Below are 21840 nucleotides of genomic sequence, written 5' to 3'. Positions count from 1 at the left end.
ATTACATAGTCCCCTGTCATTCTGCGGCTTTCTCTGATATATAGTTGGGGCGACCAATGGTTGTCCTCTGTATATTCGTCTTTGGGGTAGCCCCATGCCTGTATTTCATCTCTTAGTTCTTGCGGAACCCTGGGATCGGTCTTGTAGAAATAAAGTAATCCCTGAGTGTAGTCTTTATGTGCTTGAATGATTTCCGCCCTTTCTTCATAAGATGCTTCCGGATAGTTATGGTTCATTCCGATCATATCAGTCGAAAATCCTCCCCGGTTATTTATATCCGTCTTATTGTTTGGCATCCGGCTCCAGATAAAATAATGGTTTAGTTTTCTTTTATCGGGTTGGGCGTCAAACAGGCGTAACAGCAACTCATATTTGGTGGAGTCATAATTTTCCGGCCGGGTGATTTCTATTTTGTTGGCAGGATTATCGGTGAGGCAAATGCGGTAATTATAGGCTTGTACTAACTTGTCGCCCGTACCGTCCGGCGAGAGTGCGGCAGGACTGATTCCCCATAATAATCCGCTTGTGGAATCACCTTTTATCTTGTACGGGTCTACTCCATCCGGGAACTGGTGTCCTTTCATCAGTTGGACGCCATTGTAAGTTTCATGATACAGTTTGTTGTCTTCCCGTCCTATCGTGTATGAAACTCCTGCTTTAGCCATCAGGTCACCCTCATAAGTACAGTCGATGAATACTTTGGCGGCTATGGATTTGCCGGGTTTTGTCCCGTCGGAACTTTCAAGCGTGATATTTTTTATATATCCGTTGGCAAGTTGGGCATCTGTGATTCTGTATTTATATAAAACCTCGACATCTGCCCGATTAATGTAGTCATTAAAGATGCTGTCCGCTACTTTGGGTTCGAATATCCATTGTTCCAGTTTGCCGTAATGAGCACCCAAACGACGGTAAAAGTCTTTTGATAATCCGGTTACTACTTGTTTGTTTCCTATATCGGTGAAACCAAGCCCGCCGGAAGTCAGTCCGCCGAGACGGTTTTGTGGTTCGATAAGCAACACCTTCTTATCCAACATCTTGGCAGAGTATGCTGCTATGACTCCGGCGGAAGTACCGCCATAGATACATATATCGTACTTTTCTTCCGGGTTGCTTTTACAACTGTACAGAAAAGTAAGAACGGTCAATAATAGAATAAGTTTCTTCATATTCGGTTTCATTTTACGTTAAACTTAATTTTTTGTAGGTCTTTGTCCAAAGAACTGCCACCCACCATGACGGTGAATGTGCCCGGTTCGAGCACATACTCGGCTTTATGGTTATAGTAGGACAGGTCTTCTCTGTTCAAGCGGAATGATACCACTTTGCTTTCTCCCTTTTCCAGAAGAATACGTTGAAAACGTTTCAGTTCTTTCACCGGTCGGGTGGTGTTACTGTAATCATCCCGAATATAAAGCTGGACGATTTCTTCCCCTTGCCTTTCTCCTGTGTTGCTGACATTCACTGTAACCTCTATTTCTTCGTTGGCATTATAATCCGTCTTGTTTGTTTTCAGTTGGTCGTATTTGAAAGAAGTATAACTTAGACCATACCCGAAAGGATAAAGCGGTGTTTTATCCCCGTCGATATAAGGATGGAGAAATTGGGACGGTTTGTGATTATATACCGTTGAAATCTGGCCTACGTGCCGTGGAATAGTGATTGGTAACTTTCCGCTGGGATTTACTTTGCCGAAGAGAATTTCTGCAATTGCTTTTCCACCCATTGAACCAGGCTCCCAAGCTTCAATAATAGCCGGGATATTTTCAGCAATCCATCCGGTGGCAAGGGGGCGTCCGTTTACCAGGATGACAATAGTAGGAACTCCTGTCTTGTAAATAGATTCTACAAGATAGTCCTGTTTACCCCAAAGGGTGATGTCCATGCGATCCCTGTTTTCTCCACATGTTTTCTCTTTCCAATGTTGCCGGAAAGAGTCTTCACCGACTACGACGATTGCCAAATCCGAAGACTTTGCTGCTTGTACGGCTTCTTCTATTTTGGCGCTGTCCAGTGCTCTCAGATTCCAACCGACATCTACATAATTTATCTGTACGCCGGATGCTTCTTCTTTTATGCCTTTCAGTATGGTTGAGACATTCTTCTCCGGTTGCTCAAATACCCAGTCGCCCATGATTGACTGGTTGTTGGCGTTAGGGCCTGTCACGAGTATCTTTTTGAACTTTCGGGTGTTGATGGGAAGCAGGGCTTCATTTTTCAAGAGGACGATGGAGCGTCGGGCGATTTCGAGTGCCGTCTGCTGATGTTCTTTGCTGAATACCGTTTTTTTTATACCGCCTTCCGTGACATACCGGTTTTCGAATAATCCTAGCCGGAACTTGGCTTCCAGTATCTTGGCGCATGCCTTATTAATTCTTTCTTCCGTCAGTTTTCCTTCTTTTATCAGTCTTAGGATGGCATCGGAAAAAACAGGACCATGCATATGCATGTCTACTCCGCCATCTACGGACAAGAAGAATGCGTCGGTCGTATTTTCGGCTATCCGGTGGCGTGTGCTGATTGCTTCCATATCCATCCAGTCGCTTACAATGAATCCGTCGAATCCGTATTCATTGCGTATGATGTCAGTCATCAACCATTTGTTTGCATGGCACGGGACTCCGTTCAATTCATTGTGTGCCGGCATAAGGGTGAAAGGTTTGGCTTCTTGTACGGCTGCTTTGAATGGTGGCAAAAAGATATTTCTCAGTTTTCCTTCACTCAATTCTACCGGACCGGCATTAGTTCCGTTATTGGCTATTCCCCCTGCAACGAGATGCTTGGCACAAGCCAATACGGTGTTTAATCCTGTAAGATTGTCTGTTTGCAGACCTTTGATGGATGCTACTCCCATGCGGGATACCAGATATGGGTCTTCCCCGAATGTTTCTCCGACTCTTCCCCAACGGGCATCGCAAGCTATCTCTATGTTGGGAGTGAAAGCCCAATGAGAACCTGTTGCGCGCATTTCGAGAGCTGTCTGTCTGTTTGCCTGTTCTATTAAATCAGGTGCAAATGTGGAAGCCATTCCTATGGGAGACGGGTAAATGGTAGAGCCACTGACAAGCCCGTTTCCGTGTATGGCATCAATCCCTATCAGTAAGGGGATCTTCAAACGGCTTTTCTCCGCCAACTTTTGCAAATGATTGGCTTCTTCCGGAGTCAGGACATGAAGAAATGAACCGATTCTTCCCTGTGTGACCATCCGTTCTACTCCTGTGGAGTGCAATCCTTTATAGAATCCTCTGGCATGACCGTTCAGCAGCTCTTCTTCCGTAATATTCTTTTCCGCATCACGCATATGTTCCAGACCGACATACTGGCACATTTGGGCAATCTTTTCTTCCAAGGTCATTAAGGACATAAGGTTTTCAACTCTTGTCCGGACTGGCTGGGAAGGGTCAAGGTATATCGGTTGTTGGGGTGCGTCATTGGCCCCAGATACTAAGGGTTGAAAAGCAATAAACAGGATAAATAATAATTTTATTTTCATTGTTTTATAGATAATAATTTCTAATCCGCCCCTATTTTTGTCATAAATAAGGGCGGTTAAGAATTAATTTATTTTGAGAACCGGATTATTTTTCCACTTTCATGTCGATGGTGACATTTCCTTTCGAACTGCCGCTGGCAAATGACCTGACAATTATAATACCATATTTGTCGGCTACAGTTTTGAATCCGATGATAGAGCCTACCCCCAGTTTTTCTGTCAGTTTCTCTACTTCTGCTTCGGATGAATTGGTGTAGAGATTCTGAATCATTTCAGCAGAATTGATTGCCAGGAACTCATCCGGTGTTATTTGCATAACTTTCAGTTTCGTACTGTTACGATGTTCCCAAGTAGCTATTGCATCCGGTGCTTTAAAAATAGCTGTGATACTTGCGTCGGACGGAGATACGAAATAATAGCCATATGAATTGTTGCTGTAGAATAAAGTAATGTCAATATTAGCTGATTTGGCTGCCGCTCCGTCTCGTACATAAATTTCTCCATTCGTGGTATTGAGGAAGGGACCTGCATCCGTACTGGCTTGTGCTCCGATTTTAAGTCCGTAGAATTCGTTGATGTCTAATTCTACAGCTCTCGTTACTTCTACGCTATATTCGCTTCTTACGATACCGCCGTTAGCATCCATCACCTCAAAAGTGAATGACAGGGTTTGTCCGGCATTCAAATCTGTAGTTGTGTATGAGAACGTATATGTATCACTGTTCGGATTCTCGAATGTCTCTTTGGTCAAATCTGTAAGTTCGGAATCAGCCAGATATGTTTTTATACTTCTTAGTGTTGCTGAAGAAGTAATCTCAATATCGAATGCGACCATTTCTCCAGCAGTGACTGTCTCCGGTGCTGTATCAGGAATCCTTATTTCGATTTCCGGTTGGGCGGCCTGAACGTAAACGGCATATTCGGCAGTTGATTTCTTTTCTTCATTATCAATTGCCAGTATTACAAAGTTCAGTGTTTTTCCTACTTCTTCCGATTTTATGGTATATGCTACATTGTATGAGCCTTTATCCGTATTTTCCGGATATTCTTTGGCGCTTCCGGGGATTTCTTGCGAGTTGAGCATGGTAACAACTTTTTTGATACCGGCTGTGCCTGTCATTTCTACAGAGAAACTGAGCTTTGTTCCGGGGTAAGCAATGACAGGTTCGTCTCCGACTTTCGTGAACTTAATAGTCGGTTTCGGGTTTTGCTGTATAGTTTCGTCATCACTGTCGCATGCTATGAAAAAGATAGCCGTGAGACACAACAAGATGCTTAAATTATATTTTAATAGTTTCATGGTCGATATTTTTTTATTGAACAGAAAATGGAATAACCGCACTTGCTACTTTCTTATTTTTCACGTCGCGCACAAAGACTATCAGACGATAGTTGCCAACTGTTGAAGGAGCTTTGAATGTAATATCCTTTTGGGTGTTATCATCTATCAATCCGGTGATACCATCCGGCAGGCTGCCGTCTGAAGAAGCTGTCTTTTCTTTCATAATCATCCAGTCGTAGGTCAGTGCATCTCCATCCGGGTCGGTGGCTGTAACTTTTGCTTCGTTGGATGAATTCGGGCTGACAATAATAACGTCTTCCGCTTTTTTGCCATTCATCAGCATATCATTACGGGTTGCTATCACCGGAGCACGGTTTTTCGGGTAACTCCCTGTCCATGCATATTGCATGGCATCGACTGCCGGGAAGGTATATCCTTTCTTGTCGAACAGCCCGTACCAAGTCAGTACTTCTCCGTGTGTCTGGTATCCCCATAAGAATACGAACGAACCTAAACAACCGTTGTCCTTATTGGCGGCTATATTCTCCTGATAGGCTTTCAGGTAGACGGCTTCTTTTTCACTACTGGTCTGTTCTACCAAGCCACCCCACGGCAATATTCTTTCGGGTTCGGGATTCATTTGCCACGTACCGCGAGGTCCGAACTCCGTAATCATATATGGTTTGGTCCAGCCTGCGGACTGAAGGTTACCCAATACTCCCGGCAGGTTAGGCGCATATGTATTGACCGATAGAATATCTATATGAGGGGCCTTTTCTATAATATTCTTTATATGGTTTACATTAGAGGATGCCAATGTCGTTGTAGTGGGATGATTTGGGTCGGTTTCGTGAATCATCTTAGCTATATCATTGATTGCATCCCAGAGTTTGAGATTGGTATAACTTGCTTCAGCTTCATTGCCTATCGACCATACCAAAAGCGCCGGATGGTCTTTGAAGCGTTCGACTGTTGCTTTTATTTCATCAAACTGAGCTTTTACCGCCGCACTGTTGTTATAATCAAAGCCGTCGGTCTCTCTTCTGATATAGAGCCCGAAATTTACATAAAGTCCTTTTTCCTGTGCGCTGTTCAAAATAGTCATGCTCTTGTCAGACACCCCATATGTTCTGATAACATTGGCTCCGAAGTCTTTGGCTTCAGCATAGAAGTTGTTGCATGCGGCTCCTTTGATATATAATTCTTGTCCGTTTACAAGCAATTTCCATTTTCCGTCGACTTTTGATGTCTCAACTTTAGCGGGGGGAACAACTGGCTTTTCTTCAAAAGAACCTTTGGGGATTGTATAATTGTCGTTGTCTGAACACGAAGCGTTCAGGACAGCGGCAAGTATAAAGAATGAGGTAAATAGGTATTTTAGTTTCATAACTTTATTTTTTAGTGGGTACTGATAATAATTGTCCGTCCTGTAGTAATTTATACTTCAATACATCATAAGATAGTTTCTGGACAGGTAAATTGGAATCTATTGCCAAAGCGGCGGCAGTGGCTGCCGATTGTCCTAATATCATATATACCGGTTCCATTCTGATAGTACTGTAAGCTACATGAGAAGATGACAAACATACGGTTGCCAATAGGTTGGCACATTCTTCCTCCTTAGGAGTCAGTGAATAATAACTGATAGGGTAGGGAATGGTAGGGGCAAATATGGTGCCCTCGTTTCTTAACTTGCCTTCTTGGTCGATGACGCGGGATACATAATGGCAGTCAAGGGCATAAGAACCCAGTCCCACCGAATGTTCGGCGGGTGTACGGTCTGTTTTGCGTACATTCTTTTCTGTCATCACAAATGTACCGATCATCCTGCGGGCTTCGCGCACGTATATTTGATAAGGGAAATTCCGGGTGTCGGTGAATTCGTCTTTAGGCAATCCCCAATCCAGCATCTCCTTGCGGATATGTTCCGGTACACGCTTGTCATGACCCAAAAACCATAACATGCCCAGTGCGTAATCTTTATGCAGTTGCTCTATTTCCTTTCTGGTTTTGTAGTCGGCTTCTGCATAGTCGTAGCTTGCACCGAAGAAGTCCAGATGGTTGGTATCCGTTTTCTTGTTAGGCATAGGAGTCAATGTTATAATTTGCTGGAGTTTTGTTTCCGGTTCCAGTTTCAGCATACGTACATATATCTCATACCATAACGGATTATAGTTCTTCGGCTTTTGAATGGATATACGGTTGTCGGGGTCGTTTGTCAGAGTCATTCTGTAGCAATAGGCTTGTACACGTTTGTCCGCATCCCCTTGTTTACCCCATTCCTGGGTTGTCACATAAGGCAGAGCGCCTGATTTTGCATTCCCTTCCTTGATGTAAGGGCTTATCTTTGTCAGGTCTTTCCCTTGGTCATAATTGATACGGATACCGTTATAGGTTTCTCCGTATTGCAGGTTTGATTCGCGCCCTACTGTGTAGGAAATTCCTGTACGTGCCAGAAGGTCTCCTTCGTAGGAAGCGTCTATAAACATTTTAGCTTCAATAACCTTTCCATTCTCCAGTTGGATGCTCCGGATTATATTCTCTTCTTTCCGGACGTTCTTATTCAGGTCGAGCCGGTGGTTGAAAAGGACTTCTACTCCTGCCGTTTTCAGCATATCCCGCATAATCCGTTCGGCTACTGAGGATTCATAAACCCATTGTATCCGCCTTTCATCATTTTTACCTCTATATGTGCGCTTTAATGTCGAAACCATGAATGATTCTCTGTCTTGATTGCGCCATACTTCGGGTTGCAGGTAGTAATTGTATATTTTGTTGTAGAATTCTTTTGTTATACCACCTATCAGGTCATTACGGTTCATGTCGGTAGCTGTCAGCCCTGATGTGACAAGACCGCCTACATGGTCGTTCTTCGATATAAGCACTACTTTCTTACCCATACGTGCGCCTTGTATCGCTGCAATTACTCCGGAAGCTGACTCTCCATATATACAAATGTCATATTGTGGAGTATTGGCAAACAAGCCTGTAACAAAAGAACAGAGCAGTAGTATTAATATAGTAATCTTTTTTCTCATCTTATTATATGTATGTTTTTCAGTGATTATTTGTATCCAATATTTTGCGGAAAGTTTTCGGCTCCCATATTGATGACTTCCGCTTCGGGTATCGGCCATCTCACAAAGTGAGGGTTGGCAGGCAGATTATTACGTCCGAGAATAGATGCAGGTATTTCCGGGTCCCCGGCATATGCCTTGACTTGCTCAATAAGTATTCCAAGACGTTTCAGGAAATACCATCTGTCGCCTTCGAAAGACAGTTCGCGAGCTTGCTCGTCCATAATGTCTTTCATAGTGAGCACACCGGTGAATTTATCGTTTCCGGCTCTTTCCCACGTTTTGTTGAAATAGTATTTGGCTAACGTCTGGTCATTCTTCATCAAGGCTGCTTCGGCCGCCATTATATAGGACTCGGCAAGACGGTATACTATCACATCCTTATAGCTGCGTGTCTCAGAAGCGGTGCGCGTCCATTTATCCCCATACTTGATGCATCCCGGATATACATATTTATTGATGCTTCCGTTCTTATATAGTGGAAAATAATCTCCGGGTTTTACTGTAGCCGAACCGTATGAGATGTTCTTATCAGTAGTATTCTTGTACTGGTGTATATAGTACTCCTGATAACGTTTGTCCTTAGCTTTGTCATACAGTGAGAATAAATAGGGGCTGGGGAGACATCTTCCGTAAGTATATCCCCAGTTGTCATAAGAACAGGCATATTCTGCGGTTCCACCGATTTCTGTGCGATACTGTGCGATGAAATAGGCGGCAAAGTAATTACCTTTCGGACTGGCACTGGATAAGTTGCCGCCCGGATTTTTGCTCCATTGTTGCACCATCAGCGCTTCTTTATGGTTCAAGTCCCCGGCATTGAAAACTTCATTCAGTGCAATCAAGTCAAAATGGCCGGATTTCTCAATTTCTTCCACTTGTTCCAAAGTCGTATCCCAGTCTTTGAGCCATAATGCTGCTTTGGCTTTCATATGACGGGCGGCAGCTTGGGTGAACCGTCCCGCTTCATCAGATACCCAATCGAGGTTTGTAATGGCATACTCCAAATCTTCGTAAATCAGGTCGAACACCTCTTTCTCGGAAGCAGCATGAAAATCTCTCGGGTCGTTGACGTTTTCAGCAGTAGTCGGCAGTACATTCAGCCATATCCTGTCGAATGTGCGATAAAGCAGAAAATAAGACTGTGCTCTGAAACACTTTGCTTCTGAAACGGTGGCCCGTAGTGAAGGGGTGTCTTCCAAATCCTCGGCGGCAGCAATTATTTCATTGGCTTTGCCTATGATTTGGTACATCGTGCGCCACATAAATCCTACCTGATAAGCAGACGGCTTTAAATAATTAGGGTCATAGATGCCGTAAAAGTTACCGGTTCCACCGTTGGTTACGGCTAAATCCGTACCTCTTTCCAAAGCAAAGATGGTGGAGTTCTCAGTATCATTTGCATAGTTACGTTGCAATGCGTATAGTGCATTGACAGCGAGCTTTAGCCCTTCCGGTGTTCCGAATACGTATTCGGAGCTATACTTCGTCTTATGTTCTTCGTCCAGGAAGTCGGAGCAGGAAGTAGTAAAGAGGAAGCAGGCTGTAAATATAAATAATATACTCTTTTTCATGATTTTACCTTATTAAAATGTCACATTCAATCCAAATAATACAGTCCTGGGTTCGGGATAATCTCCCGGAGTCTGTTCCGGGCCGTAAGCCTGTACGTCGGTTTTCGTCCAGAAGTTAGACAGTGTCATATAGAGTCTCAGACTTTGCATGTATGCTTTGCTGATAAGTGCACGGGGAAAATTGTATCCGAAAGTAACGTTTCGCAGACGGACATATGATGCATCCTGATAGCCCAATGAACTGATGTATGCGGGTGCTTGCGTCATGTTGGGCGCAGGGGCTTCATTAGACGGGTTATTCTGTGTCCAGTAATTGCGTCGGATACCGTTCCGCTTGGCAGTCAAGTCGCCACCATTCTCGAATGTGGTCAGATAAGGGTTGTAGATTGTCCCACCATGAGAGATATACAAGTCGGCAGATAAGTCGAATCCCTTATAGTTGAAAGATGTGCCGACCGTACCTATCCATTTGGGGTCACGTTGCATCACTACTCTGTCATCGGCTGTTATCTGATTGTCGTTGTTCACATCCCGCAGTTTGATGCTACCCGGAGTAGCTGTCGGCATATGAGAATTGGCGATATCGTCATCTTTTTGCCAGATGCCGTCAAATACATAGTCGTAATATACATTCATCGGATATCCGACAAACCATTTGTTGTTCACGTCATCAAGCGGTTTTCCATTCTCATCGACTTGTCCGTCTATCTTTTTTATTTCATTTTTGTTCTTGGTGAAAGTGAAGTTGACATCCCATCTGAAATCTTTGATTTTGACGGGAGTGGTATTCAGCGTTATTTCGATACCATTATTCTTCATTTCCGCCAGATTCACGGTCTGGGTGGAATATCCCAGTGAGCTCGGGATAGACTTGGTGACAAGCAGGTCGGTAGTCTTGGTAGTATAGTATTCTATCGTACCATTGATTCTTCCGTTGAAGAATCCGAAATCAAGTCCGATATTCCCGGAAGTGGACGTTTCCCATTTCAAGTTAGGATTGGTCAATTCTGTTCCGGGCAGGTATCCGATGACTGTTTTATCTCCGAATTCAGTCAGGTACCTGTCAGTCAAGCCAAGTGATTTATAAGGATTGACTCCTTGATTACCCACCGCACCGTAACTTAGACGGAGTTTCAGGTTGGACAACCATTTGGCTTCTTTCAAGAAGGACTCTTCATTTATCCGCCAGGCAAAAGCTCCTGAGGGGAAATAACCATATTTATTATTTTTCCCGAAAACCGAAGAGCCGTCCACGCGTAAAGCGAAGGTGAATAAGTATTTCTCGAACAGGTTGTATCTCACACGTCCTAAGAATGATAAAAGTTTTCTGTCAGACAATTGCCAGGTAGGAGTACCATATTCATTGGCGGAACCTATTGCATTGTAGGTCAAGTCGTCATTCGCAAATCCTGTGCCGTTTATTCCTAAACTCTTCCATTCAATGACATTCACACTTTGCATAAAGGTTGCGTCGAAATGATGATTCTTATTGAAATCCTTCACATAGTTGACTATATTCTCGAACAGGTAGTCATTGGAGAAACTGGTTCCGGCAGTCGCTTTTCCATTGTTGTTGCGTCCGGTCGTGTGCTTCGTTCCCTGATACGTGTTGCTATGGACGGTTCTGGTATTCAAACTTCCGTTGGCACGATATGACAAGTCTTTTGTGATTTTCCAGTCTACGAAGAAGTTTATCAATAACCGGTCTGTCTGGCTTTTATTGTTTGAGTAGTCGATATTCCATAAGGGGTTGTAATGAGACTCCCCGGCTTCGGTTACATCTTCACGCAATGAACCGTCGTCATTATATACTTTTGCCAGAGGCGGCATGGTGATAAATGAATTGAAGGAGCCGTCGGCTGTTTTCTTCCATGATTTGGTGTATAAGAAGTTCGTACCTATTGTCAGGTTTTTCAGTAGTTTGTGGTCGATGTTCAATCGTCCGCTCAAACGCTGGAATCCTGAATTAGGAACCATACCGTTCTGGTCAAAATATCCCAGTCCCAGGGCGTATTTTGTTTTGTCCCCGCCGGATTGGATTAGAATATCGTGCTTTTGTTGCCAGGCGGAGCTTATCATTAGTTTTTCCCAGTCAACATATTCTCCTGATTTGAGCACGTCGAGCATCAATCCTCTGAAACAGTCGGCTTCATCATAACTAAGATTGGCATTGTAGTATGCTTCCTTACGTAAAGCAGCCCATTCTTCTCCATTGTAAAACTCAAAGTTCTTATGAATACTTTGTGAAGCAGCGTAAGTGTTATAACTGATTTTCATCTTTCCGGTCTTTCCCCGTTTGGTAGTAATCAGTATGACACCGTTGGCGGCGCGTGCACCATAGATTGATTGTGAAGAGGCGTCTTTCAGAACTTCGAGCGATGCTATATCGTTGGAGTTTATATCATCTATACTGCTCATTGGAACACCGTCCACAATATAAAGAGGGTCATTTCCACCGGAAAGGGAACGCCGTCCCCGAATCAGAATGTTTGAACTTCCACCGGGCGCGGCATTAGCCATGGTGACTTGTACACCGGCAGCTTGTCCTCTCAGCATTTCACCCAAGCTGGAAGAGGGTGTGGCATTCAGTTTCTCGGAAGTTACGGAAGAAATAGCACCGGTGACGTCACTGCGTTTCTGTACGCCGTAACCTACTACTATTACTTCGTCCAGCAGTTCGCTGTCTTCTTTTAGTATGATGCGCGCTAACTCTTTACTGTTAGCTTTAACTTCGGTTGTTTGATATCCGATGTATGAGAACTGAATAGTAGCGTCTTCGGTTACGTTTGCCAAAGAGTAGTTTCCGTTAATATCGGTAATGATACCGTTCGTCGTACCTTTTACTAATACATTGGCACCGATAATGGGTTCACCGTTCTGGTCTGTAACTGTTCCGTTGACTGTTTTGGTTCTTGTAGACTTTATTGTTTCCCGACTTTTTTGTTTGCCGACGGAGATGGTATTGTTTTTCCTATTGAAATATAAATTGGTCTGTACCGTTATCTTGCTCAGAATATTTTCTAATGAGCTGTTGCGTGCTTTGATTGAAATGCGTGGAGCAGCATTCACAATTTCCTGGTCATAAAAGAATTTGTAGCCGGTCTGCTTGCTTAATTGATTGAATACATTTTCTACGGTTTCATTCTTGACATCCAGCGTAATGTTTTTCTTTTCCTGCGCCTGTGTGTAATAAGGCAATGATGACAAGCATACGAATAGTAAAAAAGCTAAAAATGAATGTACATTCCTGCCTTTCCTTTTTATATTAGGAAGATTATTCATAAATTTGTACGTTTTAGTAATTGAATAGATTATTTAAAACAAAGGTTCGTAATGCGCGATACGTTATTCACACGGGTCGAAACGAATGAATATCCGTCCGGATTACGGAATAGGGGCTTCTCTGAGAGACGGCTCCTATTTTTCTGAAATGGGATTAACCGGGTGCTTTCATAATATAATTTTTTTTTAGAATTATAAGTTTAATATTCAAGGTTCTATAAAGTAATACACACGATAGATTATATGCTAGGGTGTGATTAACATCTTTTTGCTATTTATATAACAATATGCAGTTTCCTTCTTTTTTATACCGGATACCACTTGTATATTCGATAGATTGAAGAACTGCTTCCAGGCTCTTATTGTCGTGCTCTCCGGAAATCAGATTATTGAATTTACCATCGGCAAATGTAATGCGGCAATTGTACATTCGCTCCAGCTCCTTTGCCACGTCACGTATCGGAGTACTGTTGAAACGCAGTCCGCCTTTTTTCCATATCGCCACCGGGCGCTCTTCGCGTCGTTTGCTGTATTCGCCCGAAATGGTATTGATAAGTACCTGTTCCTTGCCTTTTAACCGCATCATTGCTTCCGGCAAGTCCACTTGTACCTTTCCGCTTTCCACCTCTACAGAAACAATTTCATCAGAAGAATAGGATTTTATGTCAAAGCAGGTTCCCAATACACGTACATCGAAACGGCGGGTACTGACAATAAAAGGCTGTTCCTCATTTCTGTATACTTGAAAATATCCTTCACCTTCCAGTACTATTTTACGTTCTTCTCCTTTGAAACTATTCGGATACCGTACATGTGAACATGAATTTAGTGTCAGTTGGGTGCCGTCGGGCAGAAGAATCTGTTTACGTTCGCCATAAGAGGTTGAGGCTTCCAGATAGATAGTCTGTCGTTCATTCAGATGTTCCAGATAATGAATTCCGCCTAGTACAAGACAAACGATTGCTGCTGTGCTGATGGCAGCAACTGCGATACGACGCAGCCAAGTACGTTTTTTATGTTCTATGCGTTTCAATAATTGGCGTGCTTCCCGTTTATAGTGTTCCCGTTCAAGATCAGTGAGAGGTTGCTGTGTTGCCGCTTCTTCCCACACATCAGAAGACAACTCGTCGAGTGTTTCATGATTATCCGGGTGGTGCAAGCTGTTCAGTATTTCCCGGGCATCCTCTGTGGTATAGAGATCATCCAGATAGCGACGATATAAGTTCTTGTTATTTTCTGTATTCTTCATATTCTGTTATTTAGAGTTCGGGGATATCTTATTTTCCCCTTTGTATAATTAGTACACAAAGGAAAAGAGTATCTGGGGTATAGTTAACTTCCTTTAACCATCAACTTCATGAGAAGCTGTCTTCCGCTAAAGATTGAGGCAGATAAGGAGCAAGATAAGGTCAGTGCCGGTAATGGAGTGTTTCTCCAAATACGTACGAAGTGAACGTAATGAAGATGAGATATGCTCTTGTACAGTATTGACAGAAATTCCCAACGCTTCTGCAATTTCTTTGTGAGACATTTGTTTTTCACGGCTCATTTCGAATATTTCCCGTTGGCGGGAAGTCAGCTGTTCCAGTGCTTGGGATACAAGTCTTTGTAAATCATTAGCAATGATTGTATTGTTTGTCTCATTGCTATAGTCTATAGCTTGTGATAGAATCTGTTCTTTCAGCCGGTCTTCACTTGCCAGTTCACGCAACTGGTTCAGAATCCGGTTGCGCATGATTGTATATAGATAAGAAGAAAAAGAGGCGTCCGGATTAATAAAACGGCGACTTTCCCAAATCACAGTGAAGGCGTCCTGAAAGATGTCTTCAGCATATTCGCGTGATTTAAGGAAACGCATGGCAAAATATATCAGGCGATTTTTATAAGCCGCATAAAGTTCACAGAATGCATCCTCATCTCCGGCTATCAGACGGATGACAAGCGAACGTTCATTACCGGGAATATTTGTTGCGCACATATAGCATTTTAGGTTTCAATTCACAAAGGGATTGCTTAGATTGTCACAAACGTACGTAAAATCCGGGAAATAAAAAAGGAAAGAAGTAGCTAATCTTTTTCAGATTTATTTCAGTATCATGATTTTTCTTTGCCGGAGATAATTTGCTATCTTTGCAATTTTAACCCGATAATCAATGAGTAGAATATTATTTAATGCTAAGGCTTGGCTGTTTGTTTTATTAGTTGGACTGGTATCCTCTGTATGGGCACAAAGTGATGATTTCACTACATGGACCAAGTTCAAAGTGAATCATAAGATAGATTCTCGATTTTCGGTTTCCGGTGATTTGGAATTGCGTACGAAAGATGATATGAGCAGGATGGATCGTTGGGGATTAACCGTTGGCGGAGTTTACCATGCATATTCTTTCTTGAATTTCGGTGTCGGATATGAAACTCATTTTCGTAATTTGGGAGATTCGGACTGGAAGTCAAGACATCGTTATCATATCAGTGCAGTTGCAAGTTTTCGTTATCAGTGGTTGAAAGTCTCCTTGCGGGAAAGGTTTCAGCAGACTTTTGACCGTGGAGATTCGGAAACCCGTTTGCGTTCCCGTTTAAAATTAGCTTATGCACCCGCAAAAGGGATTGTTTCGCCTTACTTCTCTCTCGAGATTTATCAAAGTCTGGATGATGCTTCTTTTTGGAGGGCGGCTCGAATGCGCTATCGTCCGGGAGTAGAAATTGATTTGGCCAAACGCTGGTCGCTGGATGCGTTTTATTGTTACCAGTATGAATCTTCACGGGGGAAACATATTGTCGGTATAGAAGTGGTTTATTCTTTCTGAAAATGGTTGTTTTCTTATATAATAAGGTCTGACTTTAAGTTGGTTAAATATATGTAGATTTCTAAGTTGTTGATTATTCGTTAGTTAAAAATATAGATAAAGATTTCTTAATTAAAATATAGCTAGTTTCAACTATAATATGTACTTTCGCTTCCGCATTTCAAAATGGAATGCTGAAATTAACGATTCTACAGTGACAACAGACGTGTTGTATAATGTCTCATAACCGAAGCTAACACTTCCTTTTATGTCATTCTTCTGCTCAATCAGAGATTTCTTGTTTGAACTAATAAATACTAAAAATGAAAACATGTCATGGCCTATTTGTGGGAGTAGGTTTGTTTATTCTGTGTTCTGTTTCGTTGACAGCTTGTGTAAATCGCATTTCAGAAGAAGAGGGGGAAATAATCAATAATGGAGATATTCCATTGAAATTTATTGCTGATATTCACGAAATAGTCAATACTCGTGTGGCAAATAATAATTTTGAAGAAGGGGATGAGGTTGGCTTGTTCGCACTTGCGGGGAATACTACAATGCAGGAAGAACGTTATGCAGATAATCTTCATTTTGTACGTTCTTCCAATGGTGAATTTGTATCAGACGAGTCGGTTTATTATCCGGACGATGGAGTGACATTGAATTTAATCAGTTATTATCCATACCAGGAAAAAGGAGTACCAATGGGCGAAAGCACCATGCAAGTATCGGTTGCTACAAGTCAGAATAAGCCTGAAGATTATTCACATTCGGATTTTCTGGTTGCTTCTAAAGAAGATGTATTGGCTAGTAAAGAAGCTGTGCCCCTGACTTATAATCATCAATTTTTCCGTTTAAAGATAACTCTTGTTCCCGGTGAAGGAGAAAATGTAGAAGATATGTTATCTGCCAAGCCGACACTTTCTGTCAGTGGCTTTTATACTAAGGCTATTTACGATTTTCAAAAAAATACTTTCTCTGCTTATTCCGAAGAAAAGGAAATTACTCCTGCGGGCGAATGGGAAATAAAAGGCGGTCGGTTGGTAGGAAAAGAACTTATTCTGATACCGCAGGAAGCGACGGTTGGATACCAGTATATAGCATTGGAAGCCGGAGGAAAGCCATATACTAGCCTGTTGCCTGCCTCTTTACAATTGAAAAGTGGTAAACAGAGAGAATTGGAAATAACATTTGTAGCGGATGAAGATATATTAATGAGCAAAGTCAGTGGAGAAATCGGCGATTGGGACGGAACTGAAGTAGATCAGAGTGAATCGGTAACTCTTCATAAATATGTAGATGTATCAAAACTGACTTTTGAAAAATCGAATATATATAAGATACTAAATTCAGGAAAACAAGTTGCTGAAATATGTAAGGAGTATTTGGTTACTCCAGAACTTTCTTCCCAGGCGATTGTTGCTTATCCGATGAAAGAAGATGGAAGTGTTGATTTATCACAAGGAATTGTGGCTCAACTATTAGGTAAATCAGGTAAGGTTCATGGTGGAAGTGTTTCATGGAATGTGGAAGATAATTCTTTGACTTATACTGTCGGGAACTTGGCGGCTCGTAATAATGTTTATGTGCTGGCAGATGGAAAAATTTCATTGTCGGTAGCAGTAGCAGATAATGTATTATCTGTATTGGCATTAGAAGACGTTGCCCGCGATGTACGTGGCGGGATGATTCATAATTATCCATTGGTGAAGATTGGAACTCAATATTGGATGCGGGATAATTTGGAAACTGCCTTGTACGTGAATGGTGACGAACTTCCTAAGTTAGATGCTGTGACTGAAAATGCTGTCGGGTATTTGCAATCCGGTGCGGAACATCATTTTTATACAGCTAGTGTTGCGTTATCAGCTAATTTCTTACCTGCACATTGGAACATACCGAATAAAGGGGATTGGGATCTTTTGAATACTTATCTAAAAGGGGATGCTTCTTTACTGAAATCAGGAACCTGGTTACCACTTAAAACAGGAGAGACAGCACAACCGGCTAATAATTTGTCAGGTTTCAATGCAGCTCCTATAGGCATGTGGGTTGAACCGAATCAGAATATATTTGCAGGCAAGCATTTGGCATATTGGACATTGGATGATACAAATACAGCAATAGCCGATGATATCTTTTACCTGAAAAGTGATGAAAATACGATTGGAAAGTCTGCTCCGGGTGTCGAGAAAAAAGCTTTTGCAATTCGTTGTATCCGAAAGTAAATTAGCGGAAATCATTCTTCCTTTTCATATTTTGCTTATATTTGGGAAGAAAAACTAAAAAAGAGAGAACCATGAAGAAGATAATAAATCCCTGGAAAGGTTTGGAAGGGTACAACTGTTTCGGCTGTGCACCAAATAATGAAGCCGGAGTGAGAATGGAATTTTACGAAGACGGTGATGAAATCGTGAGCATCTGGAAACCCCGTCCTGAATATCAGGGGTGGATTGATACATTGCACGGTGGTATTCAAGCTGTTTTGTTGGATGAGATTTGCGCATGGGTGATACTTCGTAAGTTACAGACAACAGGGGTCACTTCGAAAATGGAGACTCGCTACCGGAAGCCAATTGATACGAAAGATTCTCATGTCGTGTTGCGTGCATCCATTAAAGAAATAAAGCGGAACATTGTTATTATTGAGGCGAAGCTATATAACAAGGATGGTGAAGTATGTACGGAAGCCCTTTGTACTTACTTTACATTCTCACAGGAAAAGGCGAAAAGTGAAATGCATTTTCTGAAATGTGATGTTGAACCGGAAGAGATATTACCTTTAATTTGAAATGAAAACTCAAGTTTTTGTGATAAATGTTTGGTAGTATCAAACAAATACTTTACTTTTGTCGCAGTTAATAAAAGAAATATGAAATATACAGCTACACATCATCATCATCATTTTCCTAACGAATAACTCGGTGGGCGTAGATGATATTGTGTATACTCTATATAACGATAACGAAGGCTTGCCGAATACGGTAAGCCTTTTTTTATTTTCTCATTCGGATAGTAATTAATAATAAATAATTAAATAAGATCATGTTAAGAATCGCAGTACAAGCCAAAGGACGTCTCTTCGAAGAGACAATGGCACTTTTAGAAGAATCGGATATCAAGTTGAGCACTACCAAACGTACTTTATTAGTGCAATCTCCTAATTTCCCCATCGAAGTTCTTTTTCTTCGTGATGACGATATACCACAGACGGTAGCTACCGGAGTGGCTGATTTGGGGATTGTCGGTGAGAACGAATTTATGGAAAAAGAAGAAGACGCGGAAATCATCAAACGTTTGGGATTCAGTAAGTGCCGTTTGTCATTGGCAATGCCGAAAGATTTGGAATATCCCGGCCTGTCATGGTTCAACGGAAAGAAGATTGCGACCTCATATCCTGTTATCCTTCGCAACTTCTTGAAAAAGAATGGTGTGAATGCAGAAATCCATGTCATTACCGGTTCGGTGGAAGTGTCTCCGGGCATCGGATTGGCTGATGCTATTTTTGATATTGTAAGTTCCGGTTCTACTTTAGTCAGCAATCGCCTGAAAGAAGTAGAGGTAGTGATGAAATCGGAAGCTTTGTTGATTGGTAACAAAAACATGAGCGATGAGAAAAAAGCAGTGTTGGAAGAACTCTTGTTCCGTATGAACGCTGTAAAAACTGCCGAAGATAAAAAATACGTATTGATGAATGCCCCGAAAGACAAACTGGAAGAAATTATCGCTGTATTGCCGGGTATGAAGAGCCCTACCGTAATGCCATTGGCACAAGAAGGCTGGTGTTCCGTTCATACAGTACTTGACGAAAAACGTTTTTGGGAAATTATCGGAAAACTCAAAGCACTGGGAGCAGAAGGCATTTTGGTACTGCCGATTGAAAAGATGATTGTATAAATATATATAGGCACGGATTACACAGATTACGCGGTATCTGAGGTTAGTGACTGCATTATCTGTGTTATCCGTGAAATCTGTGCCTAATAAAATATAAACTATGAAATTAATTAAGTATCCATCAAAAGAGCAATGGGCAGAACTCTTGAAACGTCCGGCACTGAATACGGAGAACCTGTTCGATACGGTTCGTACCATTATAAGTAAGGTAAGGGCAGAGGGTGACAAAGCTGTACTGGAATATGAAGCCGCCTTTGATAAAGTTACTTTGTCTGCGCTTGCAGTGACTCCTGAAGAAGTGCAGGTTGCCGAAACATTAGTAAGTGATGAACTGAAAGCCGCCATCTCCCTGGCAAAACAAAATATTGAAACCTTTCACTCTTCCCAACGTTTTGTGGGAAAGAAGGTGGAAACGATGAATGGCGTAACCTGTTGGCAAAAAGCCGTGGGCATTGAAAAGGTCGGGCTATACATTCCGGGAGGAACAGCCCCGCTGTTCTCAACCGTATTGATGCTCGCTGTTCCTGCCAAAATAGCAGGATGCAAGGAAATCGTACTTTGTACTCCCCCCGATAAAAATGGGAATATCCACCCTGCCATTCTCTTTGCCGCCCAACTGGCAGGAGTTAGTAAAATCTTCAAGGCAGGTGGTGTACAAGCGATTGCTGCCATGGCTTACGGAACAGAAAGCGTGCCAAAAGTCTATAAAATCTTTGGCCCCGGAAATCAGTATGTGACAGCAGCAAAGCAATTGGTAAGTCTACGTGATGTTGCCATTGATATGCCTGCCGGCCCTTCCGAAGTAGAAGTATTGGCTGACGCATCCGCAAATCCGGTTTTCGTGGCAGCAGATTTACTGTCTCAGGCAGAGCACGGAGTCGACAGCCAGGCCATGTTGATAACAACTTCCGAGGAACTCCAAACAGAAGTGATGGTAGAAGTGGAACGTCAACTGGCAGAATTACCCCGTCGTGAGATAGCTGCAAAATCGTTGGAAAACAGCAAACTAATCTTAGTGAAGGATTTGGATGAAGCACTGGAATTAACCAATGCTTATGCGCCCGAACACTTAATCATCGAGACAGAAAACTATTTGGAAGTGGCAGAACGTGTCACCAATGCCGGTTCTGTATTCCTCGGCTCATTAACTCCCGAAAGTGCAGGTGATTATGCTTCGGGTACTAACCATACTTTGCCGACCAACGGATATGCCAAAGCATATAGCGGTGTAAGCCTCGATAGTTTCATCCGCAAGATTACATTCCAGGAAATTCTTCCGGCAGGAATAAAAGCCATTGGTCCGGCTATTGAAGAAATGGCAGCTAACGAACTTTTGGATGCGCATAAGAACGCAGTTACTGTCCGTCTCAAAGCTATTCAGAACTCATAACTTAAAAAATCAAAGAAGTGAAAACGTTACAAGAACTAACCCGCCCGAACATTTGGAAACTAAAACCATACTCTTCGGCCCGTGATGAATATAAAGGAGTGACAGCTTCTGTCTTTTTGGATGCCAATGAGAATCCGTACAATACGCCTCATAACCGTTATCCGGATCCTATGCAATGCGAACTGAAAACGCTGCTGTCGAAAATCAAGAAAGTATCTCCCGAACATATTTTCTTGGGAAATGGTAGCGACGAAGCCATTGATTTGGTCTTTCGTGCTTTCTGCGAACCGGGCAAGGATAATGTAGTGGCTATCGACCCTACTTATGGGATGTATCAGGTTTGTGCAGATGTGAACAACGTTGAATACCGGAAAGTGCTATTGGATGATGACTTCCAGTTCTCTGCTGATAAGTTAATGGCTGCTACAGACGAACATACCAAACTTATTTTTCTTTGCTCGCCCAATAATCCGACAGGAAACGACCTGCTTCGTTCCGAAATAGAAAAGATTCTGAATCGGTTTGAAGGACTGGTGATGCTGGATGAGGCTTACAATGATTTCTCCAAAGCCCCCTCTTTTCTGGAAGAGTTGGATAAATATCCTAATCTTGTTGTATTCCAGACATTCTCCAAAGCTTGGGGATGTGCCGCTATCCGTTTGGGAATGGCTTTTGCATCCGAAGATATCATTGGCATTTTGAGTAAAATCAAATATCCCTATAACGTTAACCAACTCACTCAACAGCAGGCTATCAGTATGCTTCATAAGCATTATGAGATAGAACGTTGGGTAAAGACATTGAAGGAAGAACGCGATTATTTGGAAGAAGAGTTTGAAAAACTTCCATGTACCATTAAGTTATTTCCATCCGATGCTAATTTCTTTTTGGCTAAAGTGACGGATGCAGTGAAAATCTATAATTATTTGGTAGGCGAGGGGATTATTGTCCGCAATCGTCATACCGTTTCACTCTGCTGCAACTGTTTGCGTGTGACGGTTGGTACTCGTACAGAGAATAACACCCTATTGGAAGCCCTTAAAAAATACCCGGGATAGA

At 42.3% G+C, this 21840-nt stretch carries 15 protein-coding genes; 6 read left to right on the top strand and 9 right to left on the bottom strand.

The genetic code is table 11. The features are described 5' to 3' along the window. The 9 genes from AB5443_RS01810 to AB5443_RS01770 form a co-directional block, all read right to left on the bottom strand. Window positions 1-1169 (bottom strand): FAD-dependent oxidoreductase (locus tag AB5443_RS01810; RefSeq protein WP_368119581.1); only part of this gene is annotated, 1169 nt, incomplete at its 3' end. Window positions 1170-1177: 8 nt separating this feature from the next. Further along, window positions 1178-3493 (bottom strand): glycoside hydrolase family 3 N-terminal domain-containing protein, encoded by a 2316-nt coding sequence (locus AB5443_RS01805; protein WP_277130874.1) that lies wholly within the window; start codon window positions 3491-3493, stop codon window positions 1178-1180. 85 nt (window positions 3494-3578) lie between these two features. Beyond that, entirely contained in the window at window positions 3579-4793 is a 1215-nt protein-coding gene (locus AB5443_RS01800; RefSeq protein WP_195664092.1) for a hypothetical protein, read from the bottom strand. A gap of 13 nt (window positions 4794-4806) precedes the next feature. Then, window positions 4807-6162 carry a glycoside hydrolase family 2 TIM barrel-domain containing protein gene (locus AB5443_RS01795; RefSeq protein WP_044655851.1) on the bottom strand — a complete coding sequence of 452 codons (1356 nt, stop codon included), beginning with the start codon at window positions 6160-6162 and terminating at the stop codon, window positions 4807-4809. 4 nt (window positions 6163-6166) lie between these two features. Next, window positions 6167-7813: an FAD-dependent oxidoreductase gene (locus tag AB5443_RS01790; RefSeq protein WP_277130871.1), complete on the bottom strand. Its 1647-nt coding sequence runs from the start codon at window positions 7811-7813 to the stop codon at window positions 6167-6169. A gap of 26 nt (window positions 7814-7839) precedes the next feature. After that, entirely contained in the window at window positions 7840-9426 is a 1587-nt protein-coding gene (locus AB5443_RS01785) for a RagB/SusD family nutrient uptake outer membrane protein (protein WP_024987732.1), read from the bottom strand. Window positions 9427-9438: 12 nt separating this feature from the next. Further along, window positions 9439-12708, bottom strand: a complete 3270-nt coding sequence (locus AB5443_RS01780) for a TonB-dependent receptor (RefSeq protein WP_044655848.1) — start codon at window positions 12706-12708, stop codon at window positions 9439-9441. A gap of 271 nt (window positions 12709-12979) precedes the next feature. Beyond that, a complete protein-coding gene (locus tag AB5443_RS01775; RefSeq protein ID WP_044656621.1) occupies window positions 12980-13957 on the bottom strand; it encodes a FecR family protein in 978 nt (325 codons plus the stop codon). A gap of 126 nt (window positions 13958-14083) precedes the next feature. Then, window positions 14084-14686 carry an RNA polymerase sigma-70 factor gene (locus AB5443_RS01770; RefSeq protein ID WP_277130866.1) on the bottom strand — a complete coding sequence of 201 codons (603 nt, stop codon included), beginning with the start codon at window positions 14684-14686 and terminating at the stop codon, window positions 14084-14086. Window positions 14687-14861: 175 nt separating this feature from the next. Between AB5443_RS01770 and AB5443_RS01765 the strand changes: the two genes are divergently transcribed. The 6 genes from AB5443_RS01765 to hisC all read left to right on the top strand — a co-directional run bounded on the left by AB5443_RS01765 (window position 14862) and on the right by hisC (window position 21839). Beyond that, window positions 14862-15515: a DUF2490 domain-containing protein gene (locus AB5443_RS01765; RefSeq protein ID WP_277130864.1), complete on the top strand. Its 654-nt coding sequence runs from the start codon at window positions 14862-14864 to the stop codon at window positions 15513-15515. A gap of 302 nt (window positions 15516-15817) precedes the next feature. Further along, on the top strand, window positions 15818-17722 hold the full coding sequence (locus AB5443_RS01760; protein WP_022139554.1) for a fimbrillin family protein: 1905 nt from the start codon (window positions 15818-15820) through the stop codon (window positions 17720-17722). Window positions 17723-17793: 71 nt separating this feature from the next. Beyond that, window positions 17794-18285: a PaaI family thioesterase gene (locus tag AB5443_RS01755; protein WP_022139553.1), complete on the top strand. Its 492-nt coding sequence runs from the start codon at window positions 17794-17796 to the stop codon at window positions 18283-18285. 254 nt (window positions 18286-18539) lie between these two features. Next, a complete protein-coding gene (gene hisG, locus AB5443_RS01750) occupies window positions 18540-19391 on the top strand; it encodes an ATP phosphoribosyltransferase (RefSeq protein ID WP_022139552.1) in 852 nt (283 codons plus the stop codon). 100 nt (window positions 19392-19491) lie between these two features. Then, a complete protein-coding gene (gene hisD, locus AB5443_RS01745) occupies window positions 19492-20781 on the top strand; it encodes a histidinol dehydrogenase (RefSeq protein ID WP_022139551.1) in 1290 nt (429 codons plus the stop codon). A 17-nt stretch (window positions 20782-20798) separates the two neighbouring features. Beyond that, the gene (gene hisC, locus AB5443_RS01740) at window positions 20799-21839 is read left to right on the top strand and encodes a histidinol-phosphate transaminase (RefSeq protein WP_044656286.1); all 1041 of its coding nucleotides are present in this window, start codon (window positions 20799-20801) and stop codon (window positions 21837-21839) included. The last annotated feature ends 1 nt before the right edge of the window (window position 21840 follow it).

The sequence above is a fragment of the Bacteroides sp. RTP21281st1_H5_RTP21281_210402 genome, from assembly GCF_040918965.1.
Lineage (GTDB): Bacteria > Bacteroidota > Bacteroidia > Bacteroidales > Bacteroidaceae > Bacteroides > Bacteroides congonensis.
This window is presented reverse-complemented; position numbering and strand designations above follow the sequence as displayed.

Coding starts and splice junctions, on each gene's coding strand:
- AB5443_RS01790 (WP_277130871.1), bottom strand. CDS start 7,813: ATGAGAAAAAAGATTACTATATTAATACTACTGCTCTGTTCTTTTGTT.
- AB5443_RS01800 (WP_195664092.1), bottom strand. CDS start 4,793: ATGAAACTATTAAAATATAATTTAAGCATCTTGTTGTGTCTCACGGCT.
- AB5443_RS01770 (WP_277130866.1), bottom strand. CDS start 14,686: ATGTGCGCAACAAATATTCCCGGTAATGAACGTTCGCTTGTCATCCGT.
- AB5443_RS01795 (WP_044655851.1), bottom strand. CDS start 6,162: ATGAAACTAAAATACCTATTTACCTCATTCTTTATACTTGCCGCTGTC.
- hisG (WP_022139552.1), top strand. CDS start 18,540: ATGTTAAGAATCGCAGTACAAGCCAAAGGACGTCTCTTCGAAGAGACA.
- AB5443_RS01755 (WP_022139553.1), top strand. CDS start 17,794: ATGAAGAAGATAATAAATCCCTGGAAAGGTTTGGAAGGGTACAACTGT.
- AB5443_RS01765 (WP_277130864.1), top strand. CDS start 14,862: ATGAGTAGAATATTATTTAATGCTAAGGCTTGGCTGTTTGTTTTATTA.
- hisD (WP_022139551.1), top strand. CDS start 19,492: ATGAAATTAATTAAGTATCCATCAAAAGAGCAATGGGCAGAACTCTTG.
- AB5443_RS01775 (WP_044656621.1), bottom strand. CDS start 13,957: ATGAAGAATACAGAAAATAACAAGAACTTATATCGTCGCTATCTGGAT.
- AB5443_RS01780 (WP_044655848.1), bottom strand. CDS start 12,708: ATGAATAATCTTCCTAATATAAAAAGGAAAGGCAGGAATGTACATTCA.
- AB5443_RS01805 (WP_277130874.1), bottom strand. CDS start 3,493: ATGAAAATAAAATTATTATTTATCCTGTTTATTGCTTTTCAACCCTTA.
- AB5443_RS01785 (WP_024987732.1), bottom strand. CDS start 9,426: ATGAAAAAGAGTATATTATTTATATTTACAGCCTGCTTCCTCTTTACT.
- AB5443_RS01760 (WP_022139554.1), top strand. CDS start 15,818: ATGAAAACATGTCATGGCCTATTTGTGGGAGTAGGTTTGTTTATTCTG.